This is a genomic window from uncultured Pontibacter sp. (genome assembly GCF_947495565.1).
Lineage (GTDB): Bacteria > Bacteroidota > Bacteroidia > Cytophagales > Hymenobacteraceae > Pontibacter.
Genome location: NZ_CANLZM010000002.1, coordinates 141,358 through 165,741, shown reverse-complemented (window position 1 = coordinate 165,741; position 24,384 = coordinate 141,358). Strand labels below are relative to the sequence as shown.

Here is a 24,384-nt window from a genome sequence, read left to right as displayed (position 1 = left end):
ATTCACCTAAGAGTATTAAAAAAGAAGTAACCAATGCTCATTAGCCATGGTAGCCTAGATGGTTATAATATAGTTCAAGTCGTTTTTCTTTTAAAGCATACAATTTATGATTCAAGCCGTATTTTGAATACCAATCACTGACATACAGGTTCAGTTTATTGATATCAATACTGAATTCTAACCTTTTTAAGTCATATGGATGTGTATAACCACTGATGCTATTGTCAGAAAAGGCTGGACTAATATAGAAAAGGTTATGAGAAGGCATAATTTTTCTGGTGTTCACATATTTGTTCAACAGAATTTCCAAATCAGGAATCTCAGCAAAAATTATATCTCGGACATTATCAGCCGTTGTTGGTGTCATTAATGGTATGTAAGTAGTATCGTATGATTGAAAGTAATCATCCGTCTTTAATAAGGAGTAATCTATAGTAACATACAATACAACGAGTGAATCTTGTACATCTTTATAAATTTGAAATGTGTGATAAGCTAAAAGATTTCGCTGATATTTAGAATAAATCAGAAAATCATCTGCATCAATTATGTCTACTTTGAACTTTACATTTTTAGAAGCTTCCTCTGCGGATAGTTCTCTATTTATAACTGATAAAGAGTAGGATGTATCGTCACTGAAATCTAAATTATTAAAGAGAGTAGTCTCAGTGCGTATATAATCGCTTGTAATTTCCTCATTTTCATATCCCTTAGTCATCAGATAAATATTACTAGGGATATCATCCTCGGTTGAGTAATCACCGTCAGACACTGACGCACTAATTCTCTTAAGTTTTTTATAAACTTCATTTATTTTAGTGTAGTTCTTTTCAAGAGCTTCCTTAGATAATGGTTGCTTGGAAGTATGCGAAATGAAGTTTACACACTCTGGTGAAAGAATGAAATTGTAAATATTAAGAATACACCAGCTTAAATAGTTGTCCTTCTCACCAGCTATATCTTCAATTGTTTTCCCTTCAAATTTTCCGAAAGGTAGTTGTGCTTCTAAATTAAATATTAGAAAGTGTGCGTCCTTAAGGTATCTTTTCATAAATGCTCTACAACTTAAGGGCTAATATTATTGAGTAGCTTAATATAATGAAGTAATGCTGAATTTCTTAGGCATTGTTCTGTGAGATGGTTACTCCTCAAAATCAAACCACTGAAAGAACGTAGCAATTGACTTATAGCTATCAGTCTAAATAGGGGTAATGTATTACATTGCTCCCATGTGGACTAAACGAATAGCTTAACTAAGATAAGCTTTATGGTTTGTTGTTCCCAGTTTTAATTTAATATCTGTCGTGTTATTAATCTATCTCCTAATCCAGCTTCTTTAATGATAGAACTCCATCTGTTTTCTTCAGTCCAATATTGTTCACTTTTGCCAACATAGAGAAGATTAGTTAAGTCACCAAAGTCATTAGGATGAATACTCATTTTGCCTTGTAGTAAAATATTTCTCAAATACCTTTGTTTGGTAAGTATATGAAACTTAAAAGAACTATATGTGTGATTAAAATAACTACTCTTTTCAGTTTCATTATCAAATTCTATAATTTTTTTGTGATCTCTCTTGATGTATTCTTCTACATCCCATATAACTTCTTTTACTCTTTCCAGAGCTTCAATTTCTTGAGAGTCTTTATACTTCTGTTTAGCAGTTTTGCTTGATACTATTTGGGGCCTTGATTCGGTTCTATAATTCTCTATTGTTGCTTTAAAGCCATCTTTAATCCTCATATACATATCAAAGTACTTCTCATTAGATTTGTACTGCTCCTCTTTTAAAGTATTATCGCTATCTGATATTATTCTAAGAACCTCTTGAAGGTCTCTATTTTTATGTTGAAAATGCCCTGGGTATATCTTCTCAGTAGAAAATTCAAAGGGGTCTAATTCAATGATTTCATCTGAATACATTAAAATGGCTCTTGCGGCATTTTTCCAATCTTTAATTGAGAAATCAATTTTAGTTCTCGGATGAGCATATCCTAGTTCAACTATATTTACCCATGTTGCTACTAACTTATAGTTTTTAACAAGCCCCTCGGCTATTTTCCCAGAACCTAAGTAGTACCAAACATTAGTATCACATATCACTTTTCCCATCATGTATTCCTTATTCAACCTTTAATCTTAGACATCTATTTTTTTGTTGACTAAAACATATTCAGAAACTTTCATTGATGGAATTTCTTTCGAGTTTTCGAAGAATGAAGAAAATGTTCGAATTAAGAGCCTTTCTATAGCAACACGTTGTTTTTTAGTTAACCCATCAGGCAATACATCAAATCTATAATAATCCCACCCTTCAATTTCAGACCTATTTATACTGAGACGCTTGAGTAAGCTTTCTGTTTCACCAATATAAATTTGCTTATTCTGAGTGTCTATTAAATTATAAATTACATTGTTATTACAAATTTGATTTTTTAACTCTTCTCTTCTTCTCCAGTCGCCTTTGGTAATTCGAAAGTCCTCTTTTTGATTTATCTTGTCATCTATCCGTCTAAGGGTATGCGAATTAACTAATTCCTTAAATAACTCAAGGTAAACAGGTTTCTGAACGTAATACGCTTTAAACTTGAACATCTTGTTTGCTGAATCAAACTCAATATCTAAGAACTCCCAAAAAGGTATTTCTTCTTCAATATCAACTGACTTATATTCTAGTTTGCCTTTTCTTAAATCCTGCTCTATACTTCTCATATAGCTCATTAAGAAATCATCTTTTAGTATATCTGCAAGCTCATTAGAAAAGAAAAGGCGATACATTTTTTTGTTAGAGGAGTAAATTACTCGGCCCTTATACTTTACCTTTTTGTAAAAAATAAATACTTCACTATCTAAGTTCTCTTTTTTGGTGCAGTTTCTAAACATAGGTTCAATATTCCAGATAGCCCATAAGAATTTAGGAATAGGGGTAACTGCATCTTTAAACAAGGAAGCATCAACTTTCTTTCTCCATAAAGGGAATTCAATATCTGAACGCTCAAGCTTCATGAGGCTATTGTAATTATGGGGATTAATGCATATACTAGGGAAGGGTTAAAGAAATAAAGTACCAGTTAAAATTGAGTATTGCAAAGATGTTTTAACTGAGCAAAATAAATTGTTTTACCTATGTTTTACCTGTAAAACAAAAATGCACCTAAGTTATTGATAACTAGGTGCATTTTAATATTTGTTGTGGTCGCGAAGGGAAAAATTGCGGGTCTAGCGGGTAACGTTTGGTAAAACTGAAACACCTGCTGCAGCTTTCAAAAGCTATTTTAGTTGCACAGGTGTACACAGATGTACAGAGTGGTGAAGCTATTTCGCACCCAATTCCGCACCCGCACCCACGCTGTTTCGCGCACCCATCTTCGCAGATTGTCGCTTGAACTCCTGGATCAGTTCGTTTGTATCGATGCCGGCATAACGGTTAAAGGCGGCTTCAGTCTTGTGGCCGGTCGCCTGCATGATCAGCCTGCTCGGTACGCCCTGGTAGATCTTAAGCGTGACAAATGTCTTACGGCCGATCTTGGTGGTTAATTTTAACCTCCTAAGTTTAACCAGGCTCTGGATCGTCTTCAGGTGCTCGTTAACAAGGGGGCTTGCAGGCAGGCAGGTTTCCTGCAGGCCGTCATATTTGGCCAGGATCTCGTTTGGCTTAAACAGCGAGTCATCGTACAGCGGGATGTAGCAGGTGTTCAGTGTTTTGGTAGCCGGTATCTCAATGTGCTCGTCCCGAATATAACTATAGTTCAGTTTGATCACGTCCGAGATCCGCATGCCGGTGTAGCAGCACATCAGGAACACATCCCGGGCTATCTCCAGGTCTTTCAGCCTGGCATTGATCTCAGGCCCGTTAATATCAAATTCTGATTTACTGGAGTAACCAGAGTGCACGATCTTCCGGATTTCCTCTGATTGAAAGTTCAGCTTATAGATGCTCTCCAGCTCTCTTGCTGACAGGGCATCTACGCCTACATAAATAGACGGTGCCTCGAAGCGTCGGTATTTGCGGTTTACCTCCAGCTCGAGTTCCTCTTCACACCATCGCAGAAAGCTCTTGAGCTTGGCTACGTGCTTGCCGAATGTGTTGATTTCCTGTTTCAGGGTATCCATGATATAACGCTCAAACTCCTGGTAAAAAGCCTTGTCACAGCCTTCAAGCGTAAGCGGGATACCTCTATGTACCTCAAACTCATCAAAGCGCTTGATGCTGCTGTTAACGCCTTTGATGGTGTTAGGCGAGGTGCGCCTGCCTGAGCCCTTCTGGCGCTTCATGGCCAGCTGGTCGCGCCACTGGTAAAACAGGGTGAAGAACTGCGATTTCGGGTCTTCCTCAGTGGCTTCCTCCTCTTCCGGAAAAGGGTAGGGGTAAAGCTCTTCTGCAGGCTCCGGCTCCGGTGCCGGCTCTGCCACCCGCTCCAGCAGTTCTTCCTTCAGCAGCTCAGGGGTAAGGAGGGCGGTCTTCTTTTTATAGTCGTGGAAGATATCGAACAGCGTGTTGTGCCAGTGGTCCAGCTTGGTGTTGATCACGTTGGCATAGGGGGCGTTGCCATCCATGCGCTGCTCCTCCTCCAGCCATTGATCGGGCATGCACTTCTCTCCTGGTGATAAATGGATGCGTTTGCCATTGAGGTAAACGGTAAACCGGATCGGGGCATAGCCGTTTTTATCCACCCGGTCTTTCCGGAGGTATTTGTTTACTTCCATGCTTCGTTCTTCTGATTTGCCTTTAAGTAATTAATAAGCTCATCTTTGGAGGTGAGCAGGTCGCGCATTAATTCTAATTCTCGCTGTAAAATTGCCACCTCAAATTCATAAAAATTGATACTATAGGGTGTATTCCCTATATTGTTGATTGGACATGTTGTGCAGGTATCCGGCAGGTTGATATATTTTTTGCCGGTTATGGCTGCCTACAATGTTTCCCAGGCCCTTCGCTTCCCCAGGCGAAGAACCTGTACCGTTGGTGTTGTTCATAGCGTTTGTGTATTTGTGTAAATGTGTTAAGTAAAATGCCATGGCTGGTGCAGCCATGGCATTTGATGCTTGTGTCCTTTTTTGCGGAGCACGTTATAGGTATTATTGCTGTCGCTTTAACTCTTTCGCTAACTCTTTCACAAAAACAGAATCATGCTTCAGGCTATTCGCAATTTCAGGTATAAGCTCCGAGATGAGAACTTCAGACTTACTGTCATTAATGTTGTTGGCGCTTCCCTGGCTATTATCATTTCGCTCCTCTCCCTTTTCCTGCAATTTATCTACTAGCTGTAGCCCGAGGCTGGTTACCGAAACAACAATAGCGACAGCAACACCTATCACTGTCCAGCGGTTTGTTGAGATACCGGATTTTTTGCTCTTAGCATCCAGATCAGCTGCATAGTCCTGCTTTTTGAAGTATTCAGCTAAGCCTGATTTGGCAGCCTCGTATCCCTGAGAAGTTAGCCTTAGGTTGTAATCATCTGGAGACTCTACAAACCCGAAGGATTTTAAAGTAATTACTGTTGGTCCAATCTGCTTATAGTAGTCGTAGCCTTGGCGCTTAAGCACAGAGGGATAAGAATCTAAATTAGATGCCCCTCCTTCTTGATATAGGTGCTTCAGCAGCTTGTCGCCTACTTCTATCTGTTCTGGTGTCATACTTTCTCCAGAACTTTTTCTTATTTGTAAAGAAAGTTGCTTTGTGGTGCCTTACTGGAGGCATCCCTTAATTCAAGGGTATCTGGATTAAAATTGCCTTCATGAAGATGGTTGTTGGTGTCAAACCAAGAGCACCTAACTTCTGGGTCAAGATTGGTACCATAGGTTGTGTGGCGTTGTACAGACATCATTGGCCCTGAGAGGCCCTTTACCCTTACAATATCACCTTCCTTAAACTTGTTTTCTTGCTCTGTCATATCACTTATATATGTTGCTAATTGATGTATCTAGGTTAAAGATGCTACCTCCTCCGCTTGTTATTGGGGTAGTGCTTGCTGTAGAGCCAGGCGCCCAGGAGCAAGGCCGCGATGAAGAAAGGTATATGCCACCACTCCAGCCTTTCCATTACCAGGTTTCTTCAGCTAAATTCTTCTTCAGGCTTGATTCCAGAGTAAGCATTAGATCTGAAGTATCCTTTTTATACTTCTCCACATTCTTCAGGTATTGCTTAGTAACGATGTGAGATCTTGAAGGCCTTCCTACTGCCTTAGCCTTTGGTGCTGTGAAATCAGTTAAGAGAATATCTTCAGCGTGAAATGGAACATCCATATCAATTTGCTGGAAACGCAGGTCACTAAACTCATACTTGTAGCGCCCGTCTTTGAAGTTCAAGGCAAAAGTAAAGTGCAGAATTAGGGGGGGGGTGGTTCCGATAAAGTCTTCTTCTCCTTCGATCAAGACTTTGCCTTTACCTATTATCTGGCTACTGGTTCTACTGTCTACCTCCAGTACATGGTCAATGGAATGGAAGGTGTCTACTATCCATTTTTTTGATTTGTTGTAAAGTTCGTCAGCAGTCCCATCGCCTTCCTCTACACCGGTATAAACGATGCGGCCTGAACCGTCTTCTACAGGAAAGCTTTGGCTAAAAGAATTAAAAGAAACGCACAGCAGCACTGCACAGAGTAAGCGTTTTAACATAAGGGTAAAGTTTGTTTTGTAGTGTTACTAACTGCTATCTCGCGCTCAGTCTCTCGATTAGCTGTGCTTGCTGGGCAACCATAGTTTTATAGGTGTCGCGCTCTCTGGCATATGAGTCCCGCTCGGTTTTGTAAACCTCCCTTTCCTTCTCGCATACCACAAGCCTGTACATTAGATCATCATCTGGGAAGTACTTGGATTTACCAACTTTTGGACCTCCTATTTCCACTCTTGACTTATTGCTATCTCCCACAGCATTACCGATACCAGTGGCAGTTTGCGAGGGTGCAGAGTTCTCGTCCTCAAACCAATATGAAGGCTTAACTCCTAAGAAATTGCTAATCTTCTGCAAGACATCTACTCTTACAGTATCATTCTTAATCATCTTATAGAAGCCATTCTCTGTCATCTCTATATGGGTCACAATATCCTTCATTGTGACTCCTTTTTTGCCTGCCAGCTCCTTTAACCTTTCTCTGAAGTTTTCCATTGATTATCAACTATTTAAGCTGAAATAGCTTTCAATAGATAAAATATTATATGTAATTCAGTTGTAGTATTGTAACTAAATGTTAGTTTTGTATCGTACTACAACTAAAGTAGCCGCTAAATTATCTTTTTAGCAAACAAAATATAGAGAAATAGCAATAAAAAATCAGATGGAGCCTAAAGAGCCTAAAAACAGACTAGCCGAAATATTTGCGGATCTGGGCATAAAAGATCTAAGGCTTGCAGATGCCCAGCTAGGTGAGTGGAAAATGAGCCCGCACCGCTTTAATAAGCTGGTGCAGAATAGAGCGAGCAAGCCTATGACACTGACTGAGGCAGAAAGCCTCAAGAAATGGCTCCAGAAGAACTTTAAGGGCGCCAATACCTACCTCTTCGAAAGCGATATGCCTATCGAACTAAGAAACAGACAATCCAAACTTAACCTGTAGCCATGGGAGTTACTTTAGACCAACTACTGACGGTGGGCGATATGCGGGAGATGCTGGGCCCACTCTTTCATGAGCTGAAAAAACAGCGCGAGATAGCGGCCAAGGCCTCCGACTGCATGATGACCATTGCCGAGGCTGCCGAATACGTGAAGCACAGCCGGCGCACGGTCACCAGCTGGATCAAGGAAGGCAAGCCCGGCCGTAACGGCCGGAAGGTGAAGCTCAGGGCCTACGAGTACCAGCCCGGCAACTACCGGATATCCAAACAGGACCTGGATGCCTTCGGCCTCCTTGGTTCTGAGTAATGTACCACCTATAGAACCAAGAGCTATGGCAAACATCCCATCAGTACCCTACTTCGAAAGCAAGCTGCGGCTCTGCAAGGGCTTTCTGCAGCAGTACGAGCAAGAGCTCTATTTGCTGGAGACAAAGCTGAAGTCCGGAGAGCTGGAGCAGCGCATCTACGACGACTGCACCGCCGCCATCGTGCGCGACATCGATCATATCATGGAGCAGATCCGGACACTCACCCGGATGGAAAAGCACTCGGCCGCCGCATGACCCAGCGCATCATAGTAAAGATGGAAGATCAGCGGCGTGCGATCATTAAAAGGTTCCTGGCCCTGCGCAACGAGCAGATACAGGCTGAAACACCACCTGAACGTGTGCAGGAGCTGGAGTTGGAGTGCAGCCGCTTGGTCAAGAGATACTATGCCAAAAATGAGGCTATCGAAAGCCTATTGAAAACTAAAAAACAAACTAGTTATGGAGCTATTTGACTTCATCGCCTCTAGAGAGCAAGAGCTGGAGCAACTCAAAACAAGGAGATTCTACCTGCAGGGGCAGAAGGCCGGCACCGATCCTTACAGCAAGCGGTATCGACTGCTGGGCGAGGAGCTGAAGCATGTGGAGGTGCAGCTGGCCTATAAGGAAAGGGAGGTAAACGAGTATGTGGAGCGCCACAGCTGACGATACAGGGCCTGCAAGAGGAGCCAGAGTAGGGAGGCCAGCTGTAACGGGCTCACCGTCTCTGCCGGCTCCGCAGCCTAACAAAAAAAGGATGGCGTTTCGGCCATCCTTTCAATTCCCATAAATCCCAGGCCACCACGCCCAGGGTAATTCATGACTACATCACCAGTGGAGTAATATGCGAAAGTACGAAAATAACACGAGTACAGCTGAAGAGCAGCAGCTTAATACCATAGATTACACGAAAAACATTAACCAGGGCAACGCACTGGCGGCCTGGTGGAAGCTGGCGGCGAAGTATAACAACAGCCTCCCGACGCACCCGGTGGTGCGCACCTACGCCGACGGCACCCAGAAGACCGTCTACATCCGCAAGGGCATCATCACCAAGAGCGTGATCGAGACCGGCGAGAAGCTTATCCTGCGCTACATCGAGTCGTACAACCAGGCCCGCAAACAGGGGCTGATCGAGGACGAGGCTCCAAGCCTCTCCACCAACAGCATCGAGCTGGGCCGCTTGTTCCAGACCTCAGACCGCACCGTTAGGGCGCACCTGAACGTGCTAAAGCGCCCGGGGGTAGGCTTCATATCCCAGTACAATTTCAGGGGCACACGCGCCAACTATGAGCTGTGGATAAGCCCGGAAATCCTCTGGCCCGGCCAGTCCGAACCCGCCAAAAACGCCCAAAAATCGTCCAATTCGCAGCTTCAAAACAAGAATCTTCCGCATATTAAACAACCAGAGACACCAGAGACTATAGAAAAAGAAAGTACGCATGTGGATAAGTGCGGAGTTGCTGCGCAACAGCGTGCCTTGCCTGGCGGCGAAGGCGCTGGCAACACCTGCGGTGCTTTTACCAGCGACACAGGGCCGCAAGAACCTGCTAAAATCGCTGTGACAGCCCCTGAGAAGCCCGTAGCCGCCAAAAAACCGGAGACAGTTGCGGCGGGCGCGGCGACGGTCGAGAAACAGGCTAGAATGGCCATTTACCGCACTTTCGTGGAGAACTTCTGGGCCATCGCCTGGAAGCTGGTCTACCCAACGGGCGAGTTCACCGAGTACAACCAGCGCATGGCCAAGAATGCAATTTTCTTCGGCGTGTACCGCGGTTTCAGCAACGATTGGTCTATCGAGAAGTGGGAGAGTTATCACCTGCAAGTGGTTGAGCAGCTGAAGTTAGTGGCCAATTACTACGAGAACAACCCGGACAAGCACCCGCCCCTGCCATACGCCCAGTACAAGCCAGGCACCGGCTACTTTGACGCTGAGAATGAGCGCGGCTTCCGGAACACGTTCGCCTGGTGGCAGCGTCAGCAGGTCTGGAAGAAGCAGGCGAAGGTAAACGATGCGCTGCGGCGTGCCGAAAAGGAGATCAGGCTGCACAAACAGGGCGTGCTGCGCGACGAGCTCCAGCGCCTGAGCCCGCTGCAGATGTTCCGCCGCCAGGAAACCAAGCTGAAGCGATTCGGCAAAGCAGCCCTGGATAAGTTCTATGCGCAACATGCGCCACAGCAAGTATAATCATCACCTAAATTTTTTAGCATTTAAAACTTAATCCATGTTACAATTAGGACAAAAAGCGAAAGACAAAATCACCGGTTTCGAGGGCATCATCACCTGCAGGGTGGAGTACCTGACCGGCTGCGACCAGTATGGCCTGACCCCTCCCGTAGGAGCCGATGGCAAAGTAGGCCAAAGCGAATGGTTTGATGCTGGGCGCCTGGAGATTACCGGCCCAGGCGTGGCTGCCGAAGAAGTAAGAACAGAGGAAAACGGCGGCCCGAACCGCGATGCCCCTAGGGTCAGATAACAAAGTAAGAATCATGAGCACGACAAGCAAAAGCAACATCGCCACGAGCGCCCTAAGCAAAGCGGTAGTTTATTTCATCGATGGCAACTCACGCAAGCGTTACTCCCGCGATATGGCGCGTGGAATACCGAAGCAAAGTGTAGGCATCGCCAGACTGAAAAAGATGATTGAAGGCTGGCACGACAATGTGCAGATGGCCATTATATATGACAACCGCACCGATGAGGAGTTGATGCGGTACAAAAACGGCACCTGGACTTAAACCATGAGCACCCTACTGATCAGCCAGCAAGTAGAGGTCCGGGTGGGCGAAGCCTGGGAGCTCTACCGGTGGATACAGGCCTGGCTCAGCAAACCGATTGAGCGGGAAAACCGTCTGCAGCCCTTCGAGGTACTGGCCGCCACGCACCTGCAGAAGGTGGCCCGCAAGCTCTGGAGCAGGCTAACCAAAGGCAGAACCGCAAAAGGGATGTACAAGATTACCCTAACGGCACCTGAGTTGCTCGCCATCCATGAGGTTATCCATGAATACCCGGTAGAGCTGTATAACATTCTGAGCCAGATTGACCGCAAAGTCTTGAATTACGATGCTATAGTAGAATGCAACTAGCACACTTATCATAACAAAACCCTAAATCCAAAACTGTATGAAAACCAAGTTTTTAGCGCCGGCTATGCTGGCAGCCCTGACCCTCTTTTGCTCTTGCCAACGCAACGCCTCATGCTCGGCCTATAAAAAGTCCAAACAGAAGCCTCGGTTCGATCAAACTTTTCTGACCGACACCAGGAGATAGCTCCGGCACATTATTCAGATACAAAAAAAGCCCGGAGGTACGAACTCCGGGCTCAAAGAACTAAATCTTTAAAATAATCACAGATGAAAATTACGAAGAAAAACCCAAAACTAAAATTGGCTCCGGTAGGAGTGTGGATTAAAAAAGGACGCTCAGGCATTTTTCTGCTGGGCGAAAAGAGAAAGGAGGTGCAGGCATGAGAAAAGCTAGCCAAACTTTGGAGAAGGCGGAAGCCGCCAAGATCACCAACAACCTGGATGCCCTAACTCCCAGGGAGAAGAGAATAATAAAAAAGTCGGTGAGCTATAGGTACTGGTACGGTGAAGGAGTGATCTGGCTCTATGATCAGAATTACAAGCTTACCATTTGGGATTGCTCTTATTCTACCCAGGCCCAGGATTATCTCAACAACTTAGGAATAAAGGAGGCTGAGCTATGACGGATTGGCAAAAATACAACCAGCTGAAGGCGGCGGTAAAGGAGATGCGGGCCGCACAGCTTGCCTACTATACCCAGGGCAGAACAACAGAACTGCTTAAAGTGGCCAAAGCCAAAGAAGCAAAGGTAGATCGGCTGATCAGCGATGAACATAAAAATCAATTAACCCTCTGGCGATAATAAATATGAAAAAATTTGTGTCACAGTTCCTGCTGATCATGGCGATGGTGGGATGTAATCGAAAAAATTAATGATAAAAACTAGACCAACAAAAGCAAAGAGGCTCAGAAAAGAATACCGTCTGACAAAGCAGAAACGAGCCGCATTGATGGGGATACTTCGGAAGATATGCTCCAGCCTTGGCGCCGAAGAAGCCCATATCACTATGTATAATGAAGCCACTGGTAAACGATATCATGTTGGCTATACGAATACCTAGTTACACGAAAGGCCGGATTGCGTACACATCTGGCCTTTTTTATTACACGAAGAGGTGGTTTTATACCAATTTTTTGGCTACCACTTAATTTTGAAGCTTCATTATATCTGAAGCTATTTCAATTTTATGATATTCATCAAGTAAACGATGAAGCCCAATAAATCCATCAAACACCGATAATATATAATGACCGGCTTGGAAATGGTTATGATTTACCAATATATTAAGCGCTATGGCGGTGCTGCTAATACCTTTCATCTCACTGACTTCATCTTCATGATATTGGAATAATTCATGTGAAACTTCTGAATCAAACAGCGAGCAGAAGGGCGAGAACATTTCATAAATGTATTTTGTGAAATTCTCCACCTCCTTATCAGAAACATTCTGCCTAAAATAGAAGGTAACTTTACAAGTCAGCCTAAAACTTTTCATTTTTCAACTGCCTTTTCTTTTTTCATTTCCTTTTGAGGCTCCAGGTACCTGTATAAAGTAGGCTTGGTAATACCAACCATCTTGCAAATTTCCTTCACAGTATGCTTTTTAGAATTGTAGAGATCAATTGCCATCTCCTTTTTACTAGTGGAAAGCTTCTCTGGCCTGCCTCCTACCCGCCCCCTGGCTCTAGCTGCAGTAAGCCCTGCCTGCGTCCGCTCCTGGATCAGGTTGCGCTCAAACTCAGCTAGCGCACCGAAGAAGTGGAAAATAAGTTTGCCGGTGGAAGTACTGGTGTCTATACTTTCCTGCAGGCTTTTGAAGGCGACTCCCTCCTGCTCCAGGTAATTCATCCAGTCGATAAGATCCCGGAGTGATCTGCCCAAGCGATCCAGCCGCCACACCACAAGAGTATCTCCTCTCCGGAGCATCTCCTTTGCCTTGGCCAGGCCTGGTCTTTCCTTGGTAGCGCCACTGATCTTATCAGTGAAGATCTTCTCACACCCTGCTTTTTCCAAAGCATCCTTTTGCAGATCGGCATTCTGTTCAGCCGTTGAAACTCTCGCGTATCCTATCAGCATAGCCCTACTTAGTATAAAAGAAGTCAATGAAGGTATTTATTTTTTCCCTTGTGCCTTCTGCTGGTTCGTAAACCTGTCTATTTTCCGAATACTTTGCCATCCATTTCATCTGGATAAATGTAGCCATATCGGGGAGTTCCTGCAGCAGCTCATCCAAAGCATTCTTGGTGATCTCGGCCATCGTGAAAGTCACGAACTTGTTGTCTCCTGTATAAGGATTTGAAATCAGATTAACTTCCTCCCATTCGTCATGTCCTTCTTTCTTGAGCTCCTGGTATAGTCTCACCCAACTTTTAAAATGTGGAGGTAAAGGTTTTCCGGTAGTTGCCATTATTAATTTTGGTTAAATATCTCGTTACTTAAAGATAACTATTTACATTGATTTCTTAACGCAGTTTCTTAACCCATGAACGCAGATAGATTGCGTTCATCTCAAAGGTGGCGGCAGCTGTCAATAAATTAACCGATTATTTAACCAGCAGCTATGGCTAAAACAATGCGATCTTCCTGGTACCGCAATGGCGAGGATATCTTCTTCACGGATGAGGAGTTTCATCAGCTGGCTTACCGGATCACGTCAACATACCAACGTTACCTGGCTGAGCTGGAGCATGGCTTTAAGCGTGCCCATCACGAGGCTTGGGTCCGTGGCTGGAAACATGAGTATGAACTTGGCATCGGCACACAGGGCCAGGTTTTTATTTTACCAGGCTACGAGCTGAGACTTTTAACCAGTTCCACAGATAAAGGAAATTCATATGAGGCCACAATCATATTAGTGTATAAGAAGCCAATTAGCTCAGTAGGTAGATTGCTTAATCCACTAAAAACAGTGAAGCCTGCCACATTACTGCAGCAGGCTTCACTTATACGTTAAGCGAAATTATTGCTTAACCCTTATATATAGGTTTTGAGGCTTCTGGTACGGCATTTCATACCCCTGCTTTGAGAAGTTGTCGTCAGGGCAAGCTTTAAACTTTTTGGACTTACCTTTAAAGGCAGTAGCGGTCAGATTTACCACCCGTTGCGCATAGAAGCTGTTATCGATAGTCTCGGTATTGCCAAAGTTCGGATTAAAGCTGTAGGTAAGGTAGTTACGGAACTGTAAAGGCGAGTTCTCTTCGGTATAGGTCTGCGATGTCGCAACACCGCCTTTGGACTTGCCAATGCTGCAGTCTTTCATCTCGGACAACACGCGCAAGCCTCCAACATTTATAAAGCTGCGCGGTGGTATCTCAACAACACGCTTCGGCTTACTTTTAACTGCGACTTCCATTTGATTTGTCCACACGGTAGAGGCAAAATAGGATGGTCTTGCGGCACCTGTTTTACTGCTGGTACTGGTTTCGGTGTCGTTGTAATAGTCGAAGCTTTGGCCGTTTACAATCAGGTGGCTTCTGTCAAGATCCACAAAGACCGCCTGATCCGTGTTATTGTGCAGGTTGAAGCGGATCTTACCAGGATTATCCCAAAGATTATAGCTTACCATCAGGTCATCACCTCTGTGTTCATAAGCATTTCCGTTTGTTTTCACGTCCGCTGACGCAGTTTCCACTACCTGGTAAGCAGTGGAGCAGGATGATAGCAGTACAGCTGCCAGGGCACCCATCACGTAGAGTTTTTTCATGTATATGTTGTAAATGGTTAATATGAAGTTCAAATATATACAGTTTTTCATATACAATAATGCAAAAACCCACTACGAAGGTGGGTTTTGCAAATCAGTATATGAATCATTCTTGTGAGGGAGACTATCTTTTCATGGCGTTACAGATTTTAGGGTGAAACATGGTATTTAGCTAGAGCTTAACTTCAGAACCCTAAACTATCCCATGATAGCGCTTTACCCAAAGGACAACTGTAGAGATCGCTTCCTTAAAATAAAAAGTTTCCATGTGTAGAAACTTTTTTTGCAGTTATGTTTCCTGATATGGAAACTTTGTATACCTTTGTGCAGTACTTAAAAGAAAGGAGGCACAATGGAAAAACCAATACGTGTGGTCCTGGAAGAAGAGGCGCGAGATTTCCTGTTGGCTCTGCCGATGGAAATCAGAAAGAAGTTCGCCATTGCTTTCAGGAAGACAGAGCAGGGGTACCAGGGCGACTGGTTTGAAAAGATGACCGGAACCGACGGACTGTTTGAGTTCCGGGTCACAGGAAAAGGAAAGTGGCACAGGATCTTAGCATTCTGGGATAAAAACGGCCCTGAAAAAACGCTGATTGTTGGAACCCATGGGTTCGACAAGAAGACAAACAAAACTCCAGCGAAGGAGATAAAAAAAGCAGAGCGAACGAAGCAAGAGTACTTCGCTCAATAGAAGTTGGATATATAGGAGATGTCAGCCGGACATCTCCTCCTCTTCATAAATAATTTACTGCTACCAATTTACCTATCTCATTATGCCCAGATGAGAATATACTAAATTGTAACAACCACTTAACGATGACAGATTCAAAAATCAACGTAGAACCAAAGGCTAAGAAGTACTTCAGCCTGGATGAGGTAGAAGACAACCTCTTCGGGGAAAAAGGTACGGAGACGCGAGACGCGTACGAAGCCGAATTAAAGATCGAGCTAGCTGGTGAGATGATTAAAAAGCTCAGAAAGGCCCAGCACTTGACACAGACCGAACTGGGAGAAAAGATCGGTGTTCAGAAAGCTCAGATTTCGAAACTCGAGAAAAGCACGGGCAGTGTAAGCTTAGAGACTTTTGCTCGGGTTATCGGTGCACTCGGTGCAAAGCTTAAAGTAGAGGCTCCCAGTAGTGAGCTAGAGCTTTGCTAATTCTTAACTATCCTACCTAACTATCAAACACGCACAATTAAAAGGGAGTAGGAGCCCCCTAAATACTAATTTTCTATACAGCATGATATAAGTTATTCAACAAAGACATTTTGCCTCCTAAGCAATAAAGCCTCGCAAAGAAATGCGGGGCTTTGTTGTTTAGCTACACCATTACTTAGAAACCTCCTTTGCTTTGCATCGTGTTGTGTATCTCCATGGCCTCCTGGGCGGCTCCAGCATTATAGTTTACGTGTAAGGTGGTAGGCCACTGATCCACGCGCTGCGAGAGCGCCACAAAGTTACCGTTGAGCACCTGCAGCGCGTTCAGCAGCTCAGTAGAGTTATCCTGCACAGGCGGTGCCGACACGTTGGCTGCTGTGTTGCCACCGGAGGCAAAGGCTGATACACCCCGCTGGCGCTCACCCTCCAGCCACTGGTAGGTGGCGGCATACTTCGGTGAGCGGATCATCCAGTTGGGCATTACCCACTCGGCGCCGGCCTCTCCGATCAGGCCCAGGCGGGCACTCTTCACATTGCCGCCAGCCGCAAAGGTACCGATGCTGCCTCCGCTGTAGCCGCTGGCCATTTGCCAGGAAGTGCCAATTAACTGCATAGGAATAGTGTTGCCGCCCGTAGCAAATTGCTGAGCCCGTACCTGCTCCAGGGCCATGCCGGCTCTGACAGTGGCCAGTATCACCTTGGCTGTACCCACGGCTCCCAGCGTGCCCGTAGAGGCCGGGTGTGCCATGTAGCCAGAAATCTCGGCCTGAAGGTCAGAAATAATTTTAGCTGCGGAGAAAGCTTTAATTAGTCCGGCATTTTTCTTCCTAGCCGCCTCATCTCTACTCAGCAGGTCTATACCTAGACCAAGGAAAGCACTGGCTGTTTGGAAAGTCTGCTGCTCCAGGTACCGCTTCATCTGTTGGGTACGCTGCGCGAGCTCGATCTGCCCGTCAGACTTCTCCTTTTCAATGCGCATGATATCGGTACGTAGTCTTTCCGCGGCCAGTGTTTCGCCTTTACCGGCAGCGACTAAGTTGTCCAGCCTTCGCTGGGCCGCCGCCCGGTCCACCTCCAGCAGCGCGTCGTGCTTTTGGATGTCAGCATCCATGGCATTCATAAACTGCTGCTCGATGAGCTCACGCTTGATTTCATCCTCTTCCTCCATCCGCTCGAACCATTTCTCCAGGTCTTCTTCCTGTTTTTCCTGCTCCTTTTCAGCTTTAGCAGCGGCATACTCCTCTTCCTTTAGTTGGCGTTGTTCCTCATACATATCCAGCAGGGCCTGCTTTTCCTCTTCGGTCACAGCGATGTTCTGCAGTACGGCCTGACGCTGTTTCTCCAGCTCGGCTAGCTCCAGCAGGTGCTTGTGCTGCAGCAGGGCAATCTCCTGAGCCACACCCTCCGTTTTCACCATGATGCGCAGGCGCTCGGTTTCCTCCTCAGCTTTTAGTTTTGCAGCTCTATAAGCCTCTAAGGCTTTTCTAAGATCGGTTTCTTCCTTGACGCGCTGTTTCTCAGCTTCAGCAGCAGCCTTTTTAGCAGCTTTATCCTTTTCGGCACGGGTAGCCTCCGCTTCGCGCTTGGCTTTCTCGGTAGCGGCACCCTCAGCTGCTTTTAAGGCTTTCTCATTTTCCTGCTGCTCCATTTTCTTTTTGTCCTCCCGAGCCTCCATCTCATTTTTCAGATAGCCCTCGTAATAGGCCTCGCTGGCATTCTTACCCATATTACTGAAGGCAGAGGCTACTCCACTCAGATCTCCATCCATCAGGGCATCCCAGGCAGTACCTATACTTTCCCCGATGCTGCCCAGGGCATAGCCGATACCCACGGCCTCATCACGAATTCGCTTGATCGAAACGATAAAGGCATTAATAACCTTTAGACCAACAGTCTGGATATTTGTCCAGAGCCAGCTGAGTGTGGCACCAGTGCCGGCAAAAGTCTCACCCAGTTCAGCCTGCGCCTCAGCAAGCTCCTTCTCGGCCTCCAATTGGTCCATCTGGGCCGTGGTCAGGGTGTTGGTGGTGTCAATCATGTTCTCCAGGCCGCCGTTTACCTCGTGCAGGCGCTGGATAAACGGTAGGCCCGCGTCTTCGCCGGCGCCTCCAAACACATCGGCGATTACCGTCTGCAGCTCCTTGGCCGGAATCTGGGTGTTGTTCATCTCGGAGCTTACTTCCTTCAGCGCCTCGAAAGAGGTCATGGCGCCGGTGTTGATGCCGTTGAAGATCTTATCCGTGAACTCCTGGCCAAAGGCAGCATCCATAGCATCGCGGGTGGCCACGGTCTGCTCCCGAATCCGGAGGCCGAATTCCTTCACGGTATCGGCTGCCTTATCCGAGAAAATTCCCATGTCCTCGCCCATGGTCAGCACGCTCAGAAACTCCTCGGCAGAGGCTCCGGAAGTGGCAAACTGGGTGGAGTACTCCTTAAGCTGCTCCAGCATCTCACCGCTGGAGTTAGCGCCCGCCAGGTACCCCTTCTCCATCAGGTCGAAAGCCTCCTCATGCGTAAGCCCAAACTCCTTCATCAGCACGTTAGCCGACTTGATCACCTCGTTATACTCCTCATCGAAGGTTTTGGAGATGGCCTCCACCCGCACGTACATCTGGTCCAGCGCTTCGCCCTGCACCCCTGTCAGCTGCTGCAGGCTCCCCTTTACCTGGTCAATATGGTTAACCAGCCCCAGGAACTGCCTGCCTAGGTCCACGATCGTCTGAAAGGCCAGGAGTGGCAGGAAAGCGGCTACGGCAGCTTTAAAACCGGCCCTAAGTAAGCCAGTTGCGGAAGTAATGCCACCTAAGCCGGCTTTGGCCGTGGCAGATGCTTTCTCCATGCCGTAGATCTCATCTTTGGTATTCTTGATCCGCTCCCGCATCTCTTTAAAATCCTTCAGGAGCTCGGCTCGCTTCGGATCATCTTTGCTCATGTTCTTGAGTTGAAAGTTCATCGCCTTTTGCGCCGCCTCCATCTCCTTCAGCGAGGCATTGACTTGTTTGCCGTCCAGGATGATCTTTATTCTGCGTTCTTCGGTAGTGCTAGCCATTAGCTTATTTTAATAGTGTGATTCAGTGCAATGTCGTCTAAAATCTTATTCACGGTCTCGTCGCCGATGTTGGCGGCTAAAAGATCTTTGAGTCGATATGTTTGGTTACCTATGCCGGCTTTTCCCTTGCTCCAGAAGGGTTTTGGCCGGCGCCCCTTGCCGCCCAGCAGCTTGCGCTCGGAGGCAGTATCTGCCTGCTCTCCGTACTTGTAGCCACGGCCCAGGCCAGCATCTACCATTTGCCCATACCAGGCATAGGCCACTGTTACCTGCAGTGCGTTTTCGGCCCCGGCGATCACAGTGCCTTTAAAGCTGGAGAGCAGGGAGCCGCTGTTGACCGCCTTCAGGCGCTTTACTTCCGTTTCCCAGCCCTGCAGTGCGTAGTGCAGCCACTCCTGGGCTATTTCCTTTTGTGTCTTTCTCGTTTCAGTCACTCTATTGCATCACCTTCAGGAACCTAACTTTGCTTTTCATCTCGCCGGTCATGTTCAGCGATACCTGCACTTTCTCCCAAAAGGCCTTCAGCGTGCCTTGTGGCGTGCGGATCAGTTTTTTGTCGAGCGGGTCGAGCTGCAGCAGTTCCGATATTCCCAGGTTTAGGTTAAAGGTTACCGGTTCCGTTTCAGAGTGCCAGGCCATCCAGTCCAAATGCCGACTGGCCACGGCCTCCACCGTCTCGGCGCTGGAGGTGCCATTGCCGTTATCCACAAGCACCCGGAAGGAAAAATCCGGTTCGTCGTCATAAGTAGCTCCCTCCTGATCCACAATAGGCACACCGTTTTCCATAGCCGTGGTACCGATACCGGTATTAATGGTCTCGGCGCCATTTCCATACTTGTACTGGTAAGCTGCCTGGGCATCTTTCTGGCGCTCATCGTCGCTGTCGGTCTGCAGCTGGAGAGTAAACCCGTCGCTGGTGTTCGGGTCCCAGGCGGGTGTGCCTTGCGCCAGGTGTGTCCAATCAGTATAAGCTGTGTTCTGGAGAGCCTCCTGCAGGTATACCAGCTGGAGGCTTTTGCTCTTGCCGTTGAAGATGAAACCCAGGCCGTAGTGCTTGCGGATAGACTTGATGAACTCGGCCACTTTGAGTTCCGGCACATGCAGCTGAGGCTGCAGCGGGTTGCCCTGCAGCACTGGGTTGTAGATCACGCGGTTGGCGTAGTCCTGCAGCCATTGGCCCGAAATGCTGTAACCATAGCGGGCCATCGTCTTCCGGAAGACCTCCACCAGGTTGGGCATGGGTACCTGCGGACCACCGCCGTTCATGTAGCCGGGATAACCGAAAGCAGCTTCCTCATCGGAATAAAAGCCTGGGTTCAGCACCTTCGGGTATGCCATGGAAACCCCGCTCAGGTCGGTGCCTCGGAGCATGTCCTCGGTCACCGTGTCCAGGTCGCCGGCGTCGCTCACAAACTGCACTTTGTACTTATCAGTGCGCCCCAGCACGTAAAGTTTACCTACACGGTAGAGCTGGCCGCGCAGCCACATCTGGCACGGCAAAGGCCTTTTGCCGATACTGCGAATGCTCAGGCTACCGGCAAAGCGCAGCAGGCGGCGGTTGCGGTCCGAGAGCGGGGCAGACACGCCATAGGTGAGCATGCCTTTCTCAAAGTCCTGGTTAAACAGCGGGTTGTTCACCTCCAGGCTCAGGGAGGCATTCTGCTCCAGGTCCAGAAACTCTTCGTTTATTCTGAATCCAAACATAGCCTAGTATTTAGCTTTCCTTTTAGATTTCCTTTTGCGCCTGTTTTTAATACATGTTTCTCTATGCTTGTTCAGGTTTGGAAGATCTTTGTCGTAGCGCCACAATGCAACTTTAGGATAATCAAACTCTGGTCTAACAGAAAAACCACGCTGCTGTATTAACAAGTCTGAATGAGATGGTGTAATCACTACAGCTCTGCTGGATTGCTCTAAAGTATGCATCATCAAAGCCATGTGTGCGAACTCCGCAGCTCTGTTATTTCCTAATATTATCATCTGATTACAGTGTCGGTGTATAATGCTTTTCCGTAGGCAGCACAAATTCAAAATCTAAGTAGCGCTGCTCATCCACTTCGTCCAGCACCAGGAACTTCTTTACCTGCTTAGTCCCGGCACGGTAACGGCCGGCCTCCACCAGGCGCACCTCCCTGCTCAGGGCAAAGTCTGTGAGTGCCTCCAGCTCTTTCTGATCAGAGAGGTAACCGCTGGTGAGCCTGAGGACCGGCTCTGCCGTGACGGAGGTAGTCTCGGTGCTGCCCAGGGTAGGGTTGTAGCCGGCGTTGAGCAGGCGCTGCATGGTCTGGGTCTCGATCTCGAGGCTTTTCTCAGCCTGGCCCACGGCGGTCAAGGTATTGATGCCGCCCAGGGAGTTGAGGTAGAGCAAATAGCGGAAGTAGCCGGAATAACGGGTATCTAAAGTATAAGTGCGCGTTTCAGTGATGGCTATGCCCGCCTCTGTCTCGCACCAGATCTCCCATTCCCGGACTTCCCTGCCGTCAGATGCCAGGTCAAGCGCCTGGTAAGACGTAGGAATGCAGTACACCTCAAAGCGCTGGCAGCCCTCCTGGAGGTGCGCCGTGGAGGTCACCACGCTGGCATCGGCATAGGTCACGCGCTTTTTCACCACAAAGGACTCGATGCCGCTCTGGTGCAGCACCAGGAACAGGAACTCCGGCTGCCCCGTGGTGGCCAGCTTAGCGGCCGGCAACCAGCTCAGGAAAGGCTTCTGCGTGGGCAGGTAAGAGGCGTAGAAGTTGTTTTGAGTTGTTTCCTCGAACGATAGGCCGCCTCGCAGCACGTACCGGTAATCTTCCACCGTGAAATCACCAGGCGTGGGCACGGCTCCATACTTCTCGGTGTGGCGTAGGTAGAAGCGCTTAAACAGGCCGCTGGCCATGGTGGTGTTTGCCTCATCCAGTTCCGGAAAGTAAGCCCCGACAAAAGGCTGCAGGAACTCCTGCACCTCGAATACGGTGCTGCCGTCGCGGTCGGCCACGTGCTCCAGGGTGGCCACCCTTTCAAAGCTCTCGCTCAGGTACTCCTTTTCCACCCACACCTCGCACAGGAAGGTAAGGCTCGGTTTTTCCTCCAGGTTCTGAGCCTGGAGCTCCAGGGTGATAGGACCGTGTGAAAAGTAGAAGCGGGCCAGTCCGAGCGTAAACGTGAAGGACTTGTAACAGCCGTAACTGTCGGTAACCGTCACCTCATAGCGGCCGGCAGCCAGGCCAAAGCGATCTTTATCCGTGCTGCCATCGCTCCAGGCAAAGGTATAAGGGGCCACACCGCCCTCCACAGTCAGGCTAATGCTGTCATCGTCCTGCACCCCGGTCACCTTCAGCTCCGGGTTCTGGCCGATGTTTACCTCACCGGTCACTACACCAGGATGCGCACCGGAGGCATAGTCTGTAGCGGCACTGTCCGTTACGGTATAGTTGTAAACGCCTGCCGGTAAAAAGGATCTGATGGTTTCTGTGGACCCATCCTCCCACTGTACAGCATAAGGTGGAACGCCTCCTGTGATGTTAAGGGAAACACTGCCGGAGGTGCCGCTGAAGCAGGCAACATTCGTAATGTTGGTCGTTACCGAATGGGGGTAGGTGTTGTTGTAAACACTGGCAAAAGTGCCGCTTCCGTTGCTGTTGGTGACCGTAGCAGAAGGGAAATTAAGCGCATCATCATACTCCTTTGCCTTCAGCTCCACATACGTGGCATTGGCATACCCCATGAAGTCGGTACCATAGGAGGAGGTAACGGCATACCTCGTTTCCCCGATGCTCTGGAGATACCCGGAGATGGCACTGGCCAGCTTGGCCGCGTTGCCGGCCCCGTCTATAATGCCGTACTCCGCCGCTCGTTGCTGAGAGAAAGACCAGGTAGTGCCGTACCCGCTGTCATAGGTGGTGGAGGTAAAGCGAACCACCACACCCAGGATATTAATATCAATCGCTACGCCTTCAGGGATAGCGACTGGGCCAGATATTTTGACTTTAGCGTAATTAGCCATTACTCAAATAGATCAGGGTTAAAGTGTAAGGATGGAGTCGCCTGCTGCTTAATTCGGAAGCTCAGGCGGGTGCCGTGGTAACCGTTCACAGGGCCGATGTCCTCGGTCTGCAGGTCGGAGGGCGTGATAAAGTAATCGTAGCTTTCATTTAGCTGCTTCACCACGGCTGCCAGGATCTCCTCGGCCATGCGCTCGGTCTTATCCAGCGCCTCGTTGCGCTGCGCCCAGTCATCGGTATCTACTTTGTCCAGAATGATCAGCGCCCCATGCAGGTAGCGGCTCATGTCATCGAAGCTCTGGCCCTCGTAATCGGCATCGTAGTTCTGGAGCACAGCCTGCATTTCGGTAGCATAGCGCAGGTTGCCATAGAACTCCGACATGTCCAGCTCCTGCTGCATCGGGTTGCGGCTCAGGTGCAGCTCTGAGAACTTACAGCCATTTTCCTGCAGCTCTTTGTGGCGGCTGCACCAACCCTCGAACAGGGCTCTGTATTCGGTCTTTCTCATTGGATTTCGTCTTTAGTCCTCTTCAAACAGCGCCCCTATCAATAGGAAAGTAAAGAACCATATCCAGCTAAATGGCTGGCCAAGTAGGAAGACTATGGCGGTGTACAGGATGGCGTATCTTAACATGGTTTATTGATTTTCGTGTTTGCTTTTTATTTTCTTGGCTTCTTCCAGCTGTTCGTTCATCTCCGCCAGGATCTGGTGGGCCTGTGCCTTGCCGGTAGCGGCTACATCGCCGAACTTACCGCCGGCCATGCCGCGCAGCACCGGCTCCCAGCTGCTTACCTTATTGCTTTTGCTCTCCTCAGACTCCACGCTAAAGACATCCGGATACAGGCGCTCCAGCATTAGCCGGCAGCCGCGGTACCAGGTCAGGATGGCGGCCTTCTCGGTATCGTTTAACCTGGCCAGCTTTTGGGCCCGGGTAACTACCAGGTGCTCGTTAAATGGCGTGCGGTTATCGCCCTGGTAGTTGCCCAGGCGCCTGCGGAGGGAGTGAAACCAGCGCTGCGGGCGGTATAGTGTGGCAATGAAGCAATCCAGGCTGGAGGCGTTGCCGCTTTTGAGGTAGCGGAAGAAGTACTTCTCGGCGGTGGTGAACTCGGAGAAGGTCACGTTTACCAGCAGATCGGCCGGCCCATGGTACCAGCAGCTGGTCAGCTGTGGCCTGATGCTCGGCAGGAGCTGTTTGGTAAGCGGCTTTTGTGGTTCATGCTCCAGCAGGAAGTCGGTCAGGTGTAAGAGATCTACCAGCACCCAGGCCGGCAACGCATCGAAGCGGGCATCGGGAAAATGTAGCAGCGTTTTCAGGAGCAGCCTTTTGCGTTGGATCGCATCCTCCACCACGCTGAAGATGAGCATCACCGTCAGCAGCTGCTTACGTGTGAGCTCATCCCACTCCTCGGCCACCTGGGCCTGGAGGCTGATATCTCCTTTCTCGGTTGGAATAGTTATCTGGAGGTCGCGCATAAGGGTGTATGGTATGCACGAAATTGGCGGGTTTGCCCCCCCGAAAAAAGGACAGGGTTGGGAA

The 24,384-nt window shown here is 47.9% G+C and carries 32 protein-coding genes; 14 read left to right on the top strand and 18 right to left on the bottom strand.

All coding sequences use genetic code 11. The annotated features are described in order from the left end of the window. Positions 1-40: 40 nt before the first annotated feature. The 8 genes from Q1B04_RS02995 to Q1B04_RS02960 form a co-directional block, all read right to left on the bottom strand. Positions 41-1,051, bottom strand: a complete 1,011-nt coding sequence (locus Q1B04_RS02995; RefSeq protein ID WP_299755372.1) for a hypothetical protein — start codon at positions 1,049-1,051, stop codon at positions 41-43. A gap of 236 nt (positions 1,052-1,287) precedes the next feature. Further along, positions 1,288-2,130 (bottom strand): hypothetical protein, encoded by an 843-nt coding sequence (locus Q1B04_RS02990; protein WP_299755371.1) that lies wholly within the window; start codon positions 2,128-2,130, stop codon positions 1,288-1,290. A 9-nt stretch (positions 2,131-2,139) separates the two neighbouring features. Next, entirely contained in the window at positions 2,140-3,006 is an 867-nt protein-coding gene (locus tag Q1B04_RS02985; RefSeq protein ID WP_299755368.1) for a hypothetical protein, read from the bottom strand. A gap of 309 nt (positions 3,007-3,315) precedes the next feature. Then, a complete protein-coding gene (locus tag Q1B04_RS02980; RefSeq protein ID WP_299755365.1) occupies positions 3,316-4,707 on the bottom strand; it encodes a tyrosine-type recombinase/integrase in 1,392 nt (463 codons plus the stop codon). A gap of 372 nt (positions 4,708-5,079) precedes the next feature. Continuing rightward, entirely contained in the window at positions 5,080-5,637 is a 558-nt protein-coding gene (locus Q1B04_RS02975; RefSeq protein WP_299755362.1) for a hypothetical protein, read from the bottom strand. Between the two features lie 20 nt (positions 5,638-5,657). Further along, positions 5,658-5,894: a DUF2158 domain-containing protein gene (locus Q1B04_RS02970; protein ID WP_299755360.1), complete on the bottom strand. Its 237-nt coding sequence runs from the start codon at positions 5,892-5,894 to the stop codon at positions 5,658-5,660. Positions 5,895-6,042: 148 nt separating this feature from the next. Further along, positions 6,043-6,618: a DUF4468 domain-containing protein gene (locus Q1B04_RS02965; protein ID WP_299755358.1), complete on the bottom strand. Its 576-nt coding sequence runs from the start codon at positions 6,616-6,618 to the stop codon at positions 6,043-6,045. Positions 6,619-6,652: 34 nt separating this feature from the next. Then, complete coding sequence (locus tag Q1B04_RS02960) at positions 6,653-7,108, bottom strand: XRE family transcriptional regulator (protein WP_299755356.1); 456 nt, start codon at positions 7,106-7,108, stop codon at positions 6,653-6,655. Between the two features lie 169 nt (positions 7,109-7,277). Here Q1B04_RS02960 and Q1B04_RS02955 point away from each other — a divergent pair, with 169 nt between their 5' ends. The 11 genes from Q1B04_RS02955 (at position 7,278) to Q1B04_RS02905 (ending at position 11,748) form a co-directional block, all read left to right on the top strand. Next, entirely contained in the window at positions 7,278-7,556 is a 279-nt protein-coding gene (locus Q1B04_RS02955; protein WP_299755354.1) for a hypothetical protein, read from the top strand. A 2-nt stretch (positions 7,557-7,558) separates the two neighbouring features. After that, positions 7,559-7,861, top strand: a complete 303-nt coding sequence (locus tag Q1B04_RS02950; protein ID WP_299755353.1) for a helix-turn-helix domain-containing protein — start codon at positions 7,559-7,561, stop codon at positions 7,859-7,861. After that, on the top strand, positions 7,848-8,117 hold the full coding sequence (locus Q1B04_RS02945; RefSeq protein WP_299755351.1) for a hypothetical protein: 270 nt from the start codon (positions 7,848-7,850) through the stop codon (positions 8,115-8,117). The genes Q1B04_RS02950 and Q1B04_RS02945 overlap by 14 nt, the downstream gene beginning before the upstream one ends. After that, complete coding sequence (locus Q1B04_RS02940; RefSeq protein ID WP_299755350.1) at positions 8,114-8,335, top strand: hypothetical protein; 222 nt, start codon at positions 8,114-8,116, stop codon at positions 8,333-8,335. The genes Q1B04_RS02945 and Q1B04_RS02940 overlap by 4 nt, the downstream gene beginning before the upstream one ends. Next, positions 8,322-8,525, top strand: coding sequence for a hypothetical protein (locus Q1B04_RS02935; RefSeq protein ID WP_299755347.1), 204 nt, complete (start codon positions 8,322-8,324; stop codon positions 8,523-8,525). Before Q1B04_RS02940 ends, Q1B04_RS02935 begins: the two co-directional genes overlap by 14 nt. A 178-nt stretch (positions 8,526-8,703) precedes the next feature. Further along, a complete protein-coding gene (locus tag Q1B04_RS02930; protein ID WP_299755345.1) occupies positions 8,704-10,047 on the top strand; it encodes a hypothetical protein in 1,344 nt (447 codons plus the stop codon). Between the two features lie 37 nt (positions 10,048-10,084). Next, positions 10,085-10,336 (top strand): hypothetical protein, encoded by a 252-nt coding sequence (locus Q1B04_RS02925; protein WP_299755343.1) that lies wholly within the window; start codon positions 10,085-10,087, stop codon positions 10,334-10,336. Between the two features lie 13 nt (positions 10,337-10,349). After that, complete coding sequence (locus tag Q1B04_RS02920; protein WP_299755340.1) at positions 10,350-10,598, top strand: hypothetical protein; 249 nt, start codon at positions 10,350-10,352, stop codon at positions 10,596-10,598. Between the two features lie 3 nt (positions 10,599-10,601). After that, complete coding sequence (locus Q1B04_RS02915) at positions 10,602-10,946, top strand: hypothetical protein (protein WP_299755338.1); 345 nt, start codon at positions 10,602-10,604, stop codon at positions 10,944-10,946. Positions 10,947-11,347: 401 nt separating this feature from the next. Next, a complete protein-coding gene (locus Q1B04_RS02910) occupies positions 11,348-11,569 on the top strand; it encodes a hypothetical protein (protein WP_299755335.1) in 222 nt (73 codons plus the stop codon). Beyond that, a complete protein-coding gene (locus Q1B04_RS02905; protein ID WP_299755333.1) occupies positions 11,566-11,748 on the top strand; it encodes a hypothetical protein in 183 nt (60 codons plus the stop codon). The genes Q1B04_RS02910 and Q1B04_RS02905 overlap by 4 nt, the downstream gene beginning before the upstream one ends. A gap of 343 nt (positions 11,749-12,091) precedes the next feature. Here the strand turns inward: Q1B04_RS02905 and Q1B04_RS02900 are convergent, their stop codons facing one another. The 3 genes from Q1B04_RS02900 to Q1B04_RS02890 all read right to left on the bottom strand — a co-directional run bounded on the left by Q1B04_RS02900 (position 12,092) and on the right by Q1B04_RS02890 (position 13,309). Beyond that, a complete protein-coding gene (locus Q1B04_RS02900; protein WP_299755331.1) occupies positions 12,092-12,376 on the bottom strand; it encodes a hypothetical protein in 285 nt (94 codons plus the stop codon). A gap of 62 nt (positions 12,377-12,438) precedes the next feature. Then, positions 12,439-13,023 (bottom strand): recombinase family protein, encoded by a 585-nt coding sequence (locus Q1B04_RS02895; protein ID WP_299755329.1) that lies wholly within the window; start codon positions 13,021-13,023, stop codon positions 12,439-12,441. A gap of 4 nt (positions 13,024-13,027) precedes the next feature. Further along, the gene (locus Q1B04_RS02890) at positions 13,028-13,309 is read right to left on the bottom strand and encodes a hypothetical protein (protein WP_299755327.1); all 282 of its coding nucleotides are present in this window, start codon (positions 13,307-13,309) and stop codon (positions 13,028-13,030) included. Positions 13,310-13,507: 198 nt separating this feature from the next. On the opposite strand from Q1B04_RS02890, the gene Q1B04_RS02885 reads away from it, so the two are divergent. Continuing rightward, positions 13,508-13,900 (top strand): hypothetical protein, encoded by a 393-nt coding sequence (locus Q1B04_RS02885; RefSeq protein ID WP_299755325.1) that lies wholly within the window; start codon positions 13,508-13,510, stop codon positions 13,898-13,900. Positions 13,901-13,906: 6 nt separating this feature from the next. On the opposite strand, the gene Q1B04_RS02880 is transcribed toward Q1B04_RS02885, so the two are convergent. Further along, a complete protein-coding gene (locus Q1B04_RS02880) occupies positions 13,907-14,650 on the bottom strand; it encodes a hypothetical protein (RefSeq protein WP_299755323.1) in 744 nt (247 codons plus the stop codon). Between the two features lie 352 nt (positions 14,651-15,002). Between Q1B04_RS02880 and Q1B04_RS02875 the strand changes: the two genes are divergently transcribed. Together Q1B04_RS02875 and Q1B04_RS02870 are read left to right on the top strand one after the other, a co-directional pair. Continuing rightward, entirely contained in the window at positions 15,003-15,341 is a 339-nt protein-coding gene (locus Q1B04_RS02875) for a type II toxin-antitoxin system RelE/ParE family toxin (protein ID WP_299755321.1), read from the top strand. 125 nt (positions 15,342-15,466) lie between these two features. After that, the gene (locus Q1B04_RS02870; RefSeq protein WP_299755320.1) at positions 15,467-15,808 is read left to right on the top strand and encodes a helix-turn-helix transcriptional regulator; all 342 of its coding nucleotides are present in this window, start codon (positions 15,467-15,469) and stop codon (positions 15,806-15,808) included. Between the two features lie 175 nt (positions 15,809-15,983). Here Q1B04_RS02870 and Q1B04_RS02865 read toward each other — a convergent pair whose 3' ends face one another. The 6 genes from Q1B04_RS02865 to Q1B04_RS02840 form a co-directional block, all read right to left on the bottom strand. Further along, the gene (locus tag Q1B04_RS02865) at positions 15,984-18,857 is read right to left on the bottom strand and encodes a phage tail tape measure protein (RefSeq protein WP_299755318.1); all 2,874 of its coding nucleotides are present in this window, start codon (positions 18,855-18,857) and stop codon (positions 15,984-15,986) included. Further along, complete coding sequence (locus tag Q1B04_RS02860; RefSeq protein WP_299755317.1) at positions 18,857-19,291, bottom strand: hypothetical protein; 435 nt, start codon at positions 19,289-19,291, stop codon at positions 18,857-18,859. Before Q1B04_RS02860 ends, Q1B04_RS02865 begins: the two co-directional genes overlap by 1 nt. A gap of 1 nt (position 19,292) precedes the next feature. Continuing rightward, positions 19,293-20,561 (bottom strand): hypothetical protein, encoded by a 1,269-nt coding sequence (locus tag Q1B04_RS02855; protein ID WP_299755314.1) that lies wholly within the window; start codon positions 20,559-20,561, stop codon positions 19,293-19,295. A gap of 280 nt (positions 20,562-20,841) precedes the next feature. Then, positions 20,842-22,845 carry a SprB repeat-containing protein gene (locus Q1B04_RS02850; protein WP_299755311.1) on the bottom strand — a complete coding sequence of 668 codons (2,004 nt, stop codon included), beginning with the start codon at positions 22,843-22,845 and terminating at the stop codon, positions 20,842-20,844. Beyond that, a complete protein-coding gene (locus tag Q1B04_RS02845) occupies positions 22,845-23,351 on the bottom strand; it encodes a hypothetical protein (protein WP_299755310.1) in 507 nt (168 codons plus the stop codon). The genes Q1B04_RS02850 and Q1B04_RS02845 overlap by 1 nt, the downstream gene beginning before the upstream one ends. Positions 23,352-23,480: 129 nt before the next feature. Next, positions 23,481-24,320, bottom strand: a complete 840-nt coding sequence (locus Q1B04_RS02840; RefSeq protein WP_299755308.1) for a hypothetical protein — start codon at positions 24,318-24,320, stop codon at positions 23,481-23,483. Positions 24,321-24,384: the final 64 nt, after the last annotated feature.

Bases quoted from the DNA above. Each gene is read 5' to 3' on its own strand.
- Q1B04_RS02885 (WP_299755325.1), top strand. From the start codon at position 13,508: ATGGCTAAAACAATGCGATCTTCCTGGTACCGCAATGGCGAGGATATC.
- Q1B04_RS02955 (WP_299755354.1), top strand. From the start codon at position 7,278: ATGGAGCCTAAAGAGCCTAAAAACAGACTAGCCGAAATATTTGCGGAT.
- Q1B04_RS02925 (WP_299755343.1), top strand. From the start codon at position 10,085: ATGTTACAATTAGGACAAAAAGCGAAAGACAAAATCACCGGTTTCGAG.
- Q1B04_RS02895 (WP_299755329.1), bottom strand. From the start codon at position 13,023: ATGCTGATAGGATACGCGAGAGTTTCAACGGCTGAACAGAATGCCGAT.
- Q1B04_RS02995 (WP_299755372.1), bottom strand. From the start codon at position 1,051: ATGAAAAGATACCTTAAGGACGCACACTTTCTAATATTTAATTTAGAA.
- Q1B04_RS02875 (WP_299755321.1), top strand. From the start codon at position 15,003: ATGGAAAAACCAATACGTGTGGTCCTGGAAGAAGAGGCGCGAGATTTC.
- Q1B04_RS02965 (WP_299755358.1), bottom strand. From the start codon at position 6,618: ATGTTAAAACGCTTACTCTGTGCAGTGCTGCTGTGCGTTTCTTTTAAT.
- Q1B04_RS02870 (WP_299755320.1), top strand. From the start codon at position 15,467: ATGACAGATTCAAAAATCAACGTAGAACCAAAGGCTAAGAAGTACTTC.
- Q1B04_RS02940 (WP_299755350.1), top strand. From the start codon at position 8,114: ATGACCCAGCGCATCATAGTAAAGATGGAAGATCAGCGGCGTGCGATC.
- Q1B04_RS02980 (WP_299755365.1), bottom strand. From the start codon at position 4,707: ATGGAAGTAAACAAATACCTCCGGAAAGACCGGGTGGATAAAAACGGC.
- Q1B04_RS02975 (WP_299755362.1), bottom strand. From the start codon at position 5,637: ATGACACCAGAACAGATAGAAGTAGGCGACAAGCTGCTGAAGCACCTA.
- Q1B04_RS02985 (WP_299755368.1), bottom strand. From the start codon at position 3,006: ATGAAGCTTGAGCGTTCAGATATTGAATTCCCTTTATGGAGAAAGAAA.
- Q1B04_RS02840 (WP_299755308.1), bottom strand. From the start codon at position 24,320: ATGCGCGACCTCCAGATAACTATTCCAACCGAGAAAGGAGATATCAGC.
- Q1B04_RS02970 (WP_299755360.1), bottom strand. From the start codon at position 5,894: ATGACAGAGCAAGAAAACAAGTTTAAGGAAGGTGATATTGTAAGGGTA.
- Q1B04_RS02920 (WP_299755340.1), top strand. From the start codon at position 10,350: ATGAGCACGACAAGCAAAAGCAACATCGCCACGAGCGCCCTAAGCAAA.
- Q1B04_RS02930 (WP_299755345.1), top strand. From the start codon at position 8,704: ATGCGAAAGTACGAAAATAACACGAGTACAGCTGAAGAGCAGCAGCTT.
- Q1B04_RS02905 (WP_299755333.1), top strand. From the start codon at position 11,566: ATGACGGATTGGCAAAAATACAACCAGCTGAAGGCGGCGGTAAAGGAG.
- Q1B04_RS02855 (WP_299755314.1), bottom strand. From the start codon at position 20,561: ATGTTTGGATTCAGAATAAACGAAGAGTTTCTGGACCTGGAGCAGAAT.
- Q1B04_RS02915 (WP_299755338.1), top strand. From the start codon at position 10,602: ATGAGCACCCTACTGATCAGCCAGCAAGTAGAGGTCCGGGTGGGCGAA.
- Q1B04_RS02960 (WP_299755356.1), bottom strand. From the start codon at position 7,108: ATGGAAAACTTCAGAGAAAGGTTAAAGGAGCTGGCAGGCAAAAAAGGA.
- Q1B04_RS02865 (WP_299755318.1), bottom strand. From the start codon at position 18,857: ATGGCTAGCACTACCGAAGAACGCAGAATAAAGATCATCCTGGACGGC.
- Q1B04_RS02845 (WP_299755310.1), bottom strand. From the start codon at position 23,351: ATGAGAAAGACCGAATACAGAGCCCTGTTCGAGGGTTGGTGCAGCCGC.
- Q1B04_RS02935 (WP_299755347.1), top strand. From the start codon at position 8,322: ATGGAGCTATTTGACTTCATCGCCTCTAGAGAGCAAGAGCTGGAGCAA.
- Q1B04_RS02850 (WP_299755311.1), bottom strand. From the start codon at position 22,845: ATGGCTAATTACGCTAAAGTCAAAATATCTGGCCCAGTCGCTATCCCT.
- Q1B04_RS02880 (WP_299755323.1), bottom strand. From the start codon at position 14,650: ATGAAAAAACTCTACGTGATGGGTGCCCTGGCAGCTGTACTGCTATCA.
- Q1B04_RS02950 (WP_299755353.1), top strand. From the start codon at position 7,559: ATGGGAGTTACTTTAGACCAACTACTGACGGTGGGCGATATGCGGGAG.